Annotated in this window: 5 protein-coding genes and 4 tRNA genes; 1 reads left to right on the forward strand and 8 read right to left on the reverse strand. The window is 47.2% G+C overall.

Annotation, left to right across the window (positions count from 1 at the left end):
• Window position 1 precedes the first annotated feature (1 nt).
• The 6 genes from secE to QRY16_RS18280 form a co-directional block, all read right to left on the reverse strand.
• On the reverse strand, window positions 2-385 hold the full coding sequence (gene secE / locus QRY16_RS18255) for a preprotein translocase subunit SecE (protein WP_193405762.1): 384 nt from the start codon (window positions 383-385) through the stop codon (window positions 2-4).
• Window positions 386-614: 229 nt separating this feature from the next.
• Window positions 615-1,799 (reverse strand): elongation factor Tu, encoded by a 1,185-nt coding sequence (tuf, locus tag QRY16_RS18260; RefSeq protein ID WP_193405636.1) that lies wholly within the window; start codon window positions 1,797-1,799, stop codon window positions 615-617.
• A 108-nt stretch (window positions 1,800-1,907) separates the two neighbouring features.
• A tRNA-Thr gene (locus QRY16_RS18265) sits at window positions 1,908-1,983 on the reverse strand.
• A gap of 5 nt (window positions 1,984-1,988) precedes the next feature.
• Window positions 1,989-2,063: transfer RNA gene (locus tag QRY16_RS18270), tRNA-Gly, on the reverse strand.
• 194 nt (window positions 2,064-2,257) lie between these two features.
• Window positions 2,258-2,342, reverse strand: a tRNA-Tyr gene (locus QRY16_RS18275).
• 7 nt (window positions 2,343-2,349) lie between these two features.
• Window positions 2,350-2,425, reverse strand: a tRNA-Thr gene (locus tag QRY16_RS18280).
• A 671-nt stretch (window positions 2,426-3,096) separates the two neighbouring features.
• Here QRY16_RS18280 and coaA point away from each other — a divergent pair.
• Window positions 3,097-4,044: a type I pantothenate kinase gene (gene coaA, locus QRY16_RS18285; protein ID WP_193405872.1), complete on the forward strand. Its 948-nt coding sequence runs from the start codon at window positions 3,097-3,099 to the stop codon at window positions 4,042-4,044.
• Window positions 4,045-4,092: 48 nt separating this feature from the next.
• Here coaA and birA read toward each other — a convergent pair whose 3' ends face one another.
• Both birA and murB read right to left on the reverse strand, forming a co-directional pair.
• Window positions 4,093-5,052: a bifunctional biotin--[acetyl-CoA-carboxylase] ligase/biotin operon repressor BirA gene (birA, locus tag QRY16_RS18290; protein WP_289777610.1), complete on the reverse strand. Its 960-nt coding sequence runs from the start codon at window positions 5,050-5,052 to the stop codon at window positions 4,093-4,095.
• Complete coding sequence (gene murB, locus QRY16_RS18295) at window positions 5,049-6,086, reverse strand: UDP-N-acetylmuramate dehydrogenase (RefSeq protein ID WP_289777611.1); 1,038 nt, start codon at window positions 6,084-6,086, stop codon at window positions 5,049-5,051. Before murB ends, birA begins: the two co-directional genes overlap by 4 nt.
• Window positions 6,087-6,215: the final 129 nt, after the last annotated feature.

Raw genomic sequence — 6,215 nt, forward strand, 5'->3', positions numbered from 1 at the left:
CTCAGAACCTCAGGCCAGTGATAAACGATACCAGACGGACCAGAATACCATCCAGCCCCCACAAAATCAGTGACATCACGGCGGTAACCGCGGCAACGATTAACGTGGTGTGCAGCGTTTCCTGGCGAGTTGGCCAAATGACCTTACGCATTTCGGTTCTTGCTTCACGAGCAAAAGCCACGGTCGCTTTGCCTTTGATTGTCAAAAGAGCAATGCCGCCAGCCACAGCAATTAAAACAACTACAGCCAGTGCGCGCAGAGGCAACGTTACATCGCGATAATAGTAATTACCTACGATTGCTGCGAGCAATAATACTGCTACGACCAGCCACTTTAACGCTTCCAGGCCGCGCCCGCTCCCTTGAGCTTCGGTATTTGCACTCATAAACCAACCTGCCACAATAATTCAGAAACTATTCTGCCCCGCAACGCGAGGCATCCAAACCGAATGAGCTTTTGGGGCGTAACTCGGTATCCAACGCCGCATAACAGAGCCTGTCTCAGCAATGATTATGATTGAAAATCACTGATGAGCCAGGTTCTATGAGGCAGCGTGCAAAAAGGGCATCAAATGATGCCCTTTTCTTGTGCATTGCGTCAAATGTTATCGATAGTTAAGCGATAACTTTAGCAACAACGCCCGCACCAACGGTACGGCCGCCTTCGCGGATTGCGAAGCGCAGACCTTCGTCCATTGCGATTGGGTGGATCAGGGTAACAACCATTTTGATGTTGTCGCCCGGCATTACCATCTCAACGCCTTCTGGCAGCTCTACTGAGCCGGTCACGTCCGTTGTACGGAAGTAGAACTGTGGACGGTAGCCTTTGAAGAACGGAGTATGACGGCCGCCTTCGTCTTTAGACAGAACGTAAACTTCTGACTCGAACTGGGTGTGAGGCTTGATTGAACCCGGCTTAGCCAGTACCTGGCCACGCTGGATCTCTTCACGCTTGATACCACGCAGCAGAACACCACAGTTCTCGCCCGCCTGACCCTGGTCCAGCAGTTTGCGGAACATTTCAACACCGGTACAGGTTGATTTCGCTGTCGCTTTGATGCCCACGATTTCAACTTCATCACCCACTTTTACGATGCCGCGCTCAACACGACCGGTCACAACGGTACCACGACCAGAGATGGAGAATACGTCTTCGATTGGCAGCAGGAACGGCAGGTCGATTGCACGTACTGGATCCGGAATGTAGGTGTCCAGGTGCTCTGCCAGCTCAACGACTTTCGCTTCCCACTCTGCTTCGCCTTCCAGCGCTTTCAGCGCAGAACCACGAACGATTGGGGTGTCGTCGCCAGGGAAGTCGTACGCAGACAGCAGGTCACGCACTTCCATCTCAACCAGCTCCAGCAGCTCTTCGTCATCAACCATGTCACACTTGTTCAGGAACACGATGATGTAAGGAACGCCAACCTGACGACCCAGCAGGATGTGCTCACGGGTCTGCGGCATTGGGCCGTCAGTCGCAGCAACAACCAGGATCGCGCCGTCCATCTGCGCAGCACCGGTGATCATGTTTTTCACGTAGTCGGCGTGGCCTGGGCAGTCAACGTGCGCATAGTGGCGGGTCGGGGTTTCATATTCAACGTGTGAAGTGTTGATGGTGATACCACGTGCTTTTTCTTCCGGCGCGTTATCGATCTGATCGAACGCACGAGCCTGGCCACCGTAAGTTTTAGACAGAACGGTAGTGATTGCTGCAGTCAGGGTAGTTTTACCGTGGTCAACGTGACCGATGGTGCCCACGTTTACGTGCAGTTTGTTACGTTGAAATTGCTCTTTAGCCATCGTTTGTCCCTCTAAGACACGGATATATCAAAGATATTATGACATTAACCAGGCAGTGCCTGACTGCAAGAAATTACAGAGAGAAAATCAGGAGGGAGATAAAGGAAGTGGTGCTGATACCCAGAGTCGAACTGGGGACCTCACCCTTACCAAGGGTGCGCTCTACCAACTGAGCCATATCAGCACATCTGGAGCGGGCAGCGGGAATCGAACCCGCATCATCAGCTTGGAAGGCTGAGGTAATAGCCATTATACGATGCCCGCATCCTGGAACTCGGCTACCTGTTCTTTCTGTAGCTTGTGAATAATAAGAGAAATTCCCCTACTATTCGAATCCGCCAGCGTTGGCTGACTGATCGTGACTGTTGCTATTGCACAGTCTGAATTCAGGGTGAGAAGAAGTGACTCACCTGACAGACAAACGGATTGTTTATCTGTTCTCAACCGTTGGGTTGAGATGGTGGTGGGAGAAGGATTCGAACCTTCGAAGTCTGTGACGGCAGATTTACAGTCTGCTCCCTTTGGCCGCTCGGGAATCCCACCTACTTGATGGTGCCGGCTACCGGAATCGAACTGGTGACCTACTGATTACAAGTCAGTTGCTCTACCAACTGAGCTAAGCCGGCATCAAGTGACGCGCATTCTAGGAAGGTCGGCTTCAGGATGCAACAAAAAAATCGCTGTTTTTGTTCTATCGCTTAGAATTTGTGCAAATCGTAGCAATTTAGCTTATTTCCGCAGAAAAAATGTTCGATAAAGCCAGCTTCAGGTTGAATTTCCACGGAGCGGAAAGCGGGTTTTAAGGAAAACTTTTTTCTGCTGGATGCGCTAAAGAAGGCCGGGAACGTCAGGACAATACAAAGAAAGTGCCGACTTTCTTTTAACGTGCTTCGCAGAAAGCCGATATGTTTACCATACCCGCTTCATATTTATGTGGATCAAGCGCGACAGGCGCTCTGTTTGTGCATACATCTATGCTAATGGCCTGCCAGGCATAAACTTGTAGCTGAACAGCTAATTCAATGCATTGTATAAAGTCTATTCCGGCTAAGGCTCCTCTGTGTGTCCAGGTCAACGGGTTGCATTATTATCCACCTTAATAAGTTACATCAAAATTGTAGGCTCGCTTTCGACAGCATAAATACAAAATTTTTTACTTCTTTCAAAAGCCATACTGGTGATACCCTCCAACCCAATGTACCCGATACTCAATTAATAGATAGCGGCCCATTTCAGCAATGATGTAGCCTGTTTGCTACTCATGCCCGAGGATAGATTAGCTGTCAAATACATGCTTATGGACAAAACAATCTCACTGACAACTCCTTATTTACAGTTCACTCGTAAACAGTGGGCAGCATTGCGCAACTCCGTTCCAATGACGTTATCAGAAACTGAGATTGCACAATTAAAAGGGATTAACGAAGATCTTTCTTTGGAAGAAGTTGCTGAAATTTATCTTCCGCTTTCCCGCCTGCTTGATTTTTACATTAGCTCAAACTTGCGTCGCCAGGCGGTGCTGGAACAATTTTTGGGAACCAATAGCCAGAAAATCCCCTATATAATAAGCATTGCGGGCAGTGTTGCTGTGGGTAAAAGCACCACAGCTCGAGTGCTGCAAGCGCTTCTTAGCCGCTGGCCAGAACACCGTAAAGTGGAGCTAATTACTACAGATGGCTTTCTTCATCCTAATGCCGTGTTAAAAGAGCGTGGCCTGATGAAGAAAAAAGGCTTCCCGCAGTCATATGATATGCATCGCCTGGTTAATTTTGTCTCTGCTCTGAAATCAGGCGCTGCCCATGTCACTGCGCCTGTATATTCGCACCTTATTTATGATGTCGTCCCCGGTGGCGATAAAATCGTTCAGCAACCTGACGTTTTAATTCTGGAAGGGCTAAACGTCTTACAAAGCGGTATGGACTATCCTCATGATCCGCATCATGTCTTTGTTTCAGATTTTGTAGATTTTTCTATTTATGTCGATGCTGCTGAGGATCTTCTGCAAAATTGGTATATCAACCGTTTCTTGAAATTTCGTCAGGGTGCATTTACCGATCCTGACTCTTATTTTCACCATTATGCGCAGCTGTCTGAAAAAGAAGCAGTTGAGACAGCAAGTAGTTTATGGAAAGAAATTAATTTTTTGAATTTGAAGGAAAATATATTACCGACGCGTGAACGCGCAAGCTTAATAATGACGAAAAGCGGTAATCATGCCGTCGACACGGTGCGTTTACGTAAATAGTTTATTAGCTGAAAAGATTAAAGCCTGCACGCTTGCAGGCTTTTATTTTTAATTTGGCCGAAGGGAAATTTCGCCGCCAATCCAGGATTTAACCTGGCCCTCCTGCTCCAGCAGTAAACCGCCTTGCTCATCAACGCCGCGAGCAATACCATGAATCTCTTTATCACCGATAAGTAATTTAACCGGCCGATTGATAAAGTTATCCAGTGCGGCCCAACGCTTAATAAAGGGTTTTAGACCATCACGTTCAAATACGGGTAGCGCTTCCCGTAAGCTGTTTATAAGCTTAGCAGCAAGTTCGTTACGGTTGATATTGACGTTGGCTTCTTGCAGGTTAATCCAGCCCTGATTGATTTGAGAGCCTTCGGCAGAGCGCATGGCTAAATTGATGCCCGCTCCCATGACGATTTGCGCGGCATCACCCGTTTTTCCTGTCAACTCAACTAATATGCCAGCTAGCTTGCGGTCATTAAGATAAAGATCGTTTGGCCATTTCACTCTGACTTTTTCTGCCCCCAGAGCTTGCAAGGTTTCCGCCATAACAATGCCAATAACTAAACTTAGCCCCATTGCGGCGGCTGGGCCTTGCTCTAGACGCCAGTACATTGACATATAAAGATTTGCACCGAATGGTGAAAACCACTGCCGTCCACGGCGACCGCGTCCAGCTTGTTGATATTCCGCAAGGCAAACATCCCCCGAGCGAAGTTCATCCATACGATCCAATAAATATTGATTAGTAGAATCAATAACAGGAATGACCGTCAAACGGGGTTGATTTAGCCTGGATATAATTTCTTTTTCATCCAGTAATATTATTGAAGCCGGTAGGCTATAACCTTTACCTGTGACGGTATAAACATCCAGTCCCCAACTTTTCAAAGTCTGTATATGTTTATTAATTGCTGCCCGGCTCATGCCAAGCATTTCACCAAGCTGTTCACCGGAATGGAATTCACCGTCAGCTAACGCTTCGATCAATCTTAGTGGGATGTTATGATCTTTCATGAAATTACCTCAACCGCATTGCATTCGCCGCGGGCCTGAATAAACCGCACTTCCGGCTCAAGCCAAACTTCAAATTTTTCGCCAACCTGCAAACGAACCGTTTTTGCCAAAGCGACGACATCTTGCGGGGTGGCATTATCAACATTAATTAATACTAATGCTTGTTGTTGATGTACGGCTGCCCCGCCGACTTTAAATCCTTTTAGCTGGCATTGGTCAATTAGCCAACCCGCAGCTACTTTAACCTCACCTGAAGCTTGCGGATAATGCGGCATATCAGGAAAACGTGATAATAGCCCGGTGGCTTTTTCATGGCTGATAACAGGATTTTTGAAAAAACTTCCCACATTACCGATCACAGCAGGATCAGGCAGTTTGCTCTGGCGCATTTTGCAGACTGCATTAAATACCTCCCGTGCATTAATTGTCGCTGGGTTTAAGGTCTTTAATTCGCCATAAGTTAATACTGGCTTCCAGTGTTTATCTAGCTTTAGCCCTACCGCAACAATCGCGTAGCCAGACTGGTAGTGATGCTTAAAAATGCTGTCGCGATAAGCAAACTGACACTCGTCACGATGGAGCCTTTCGGTATCGCCGCTGCGCAAGTTAAGCACGTCAACATATTCACAGGCATCCTTAAACTCAACACCATAAGCGCCAATATTTTGAATAGGTGCAGAGCCTACTGTTCCGGGAATTAAAGCCAGGTTCTCCAGCCCTGGAATGCCTTTTTCCAGCGTACTCTTAACTAACTGATGCCAGTTCTCTCCCGCTCCAACATGAATTTTCCAACATTCCGTTCCCTCATAAATTTCGACACCCTTAAGCCGGTTGATTACAACTGTGCCGTTGAAATTTTCCATGAACAGTACGTTACTACCTTCACCGAGGATCAGAAATGAAGCGCGTTCAATTTGGCTTAACTGCCAGGCTTTTAAAATATCTTCAGATGTTTCGGCAACAATACGTTTTTGTGTGCTGACATCAAGACCAAGCGTGTTGTCGGCTTTTAAGGAGGGAAGCTGGATAGACATTTAACGGCCTTAACTGATTTAAACTGTCTGTAGTTTACCGCATCAGATAAGGCATGTTGGGATGTTTTATAGCTTATAGTTCAAAACGGTCCGGGAACCGGACGTAAAAAAGCCCTTTGCATATGCAAA

It is taken from the genome of Mixta mediterraneensis (assembly GCF_030283135.1).
Classification (GTDB): Bacteria; Pseudomonadota; Gammaproteobacteria; order Enterobacterales; family Enterobacteriaceae; genus Pantoea; species Pantoea mediterraneensis.

What these genes read in the sequence shown, in the direction of transcription:
- secE (WP_193405762.1), bottom strand. Translation starts at nt 385, where the DNA reads ATGAGTGCAAATACCGAAGCTCAAGGGAGCGGGCGCGGCCTGGAAGCG.
- tuf (WP_193405636.1), bottom strand. Translation starts at nt 1,799, where the DNA reads ATGGCTAAAGAGCAATTTCAACGTAACAAACTGCACGTAAACGTGGGC.
- coaA (WP_193405872.1), top strand. Translation starts at nt 3,097, where the DNA reads ATGGACAAAACAATCTCACTGACAACTCCTTATTTACAGTTCACTCGT.
- birA (WP_289777610.1), bottom strand. Translation starts at nt 5,052, where the DNA reads ATGAAAGATCATAACATCCCACTAAGATTGATCGAAGCGTTAGCTGAC.
- murB (WP_289777611.1), bottom strand. Translation starts at nt 6,086, where the DNA reads ATGTCTATCCAGCTTCCCTCCTTAAAAGCCGACAACACGCTTGGTCTT.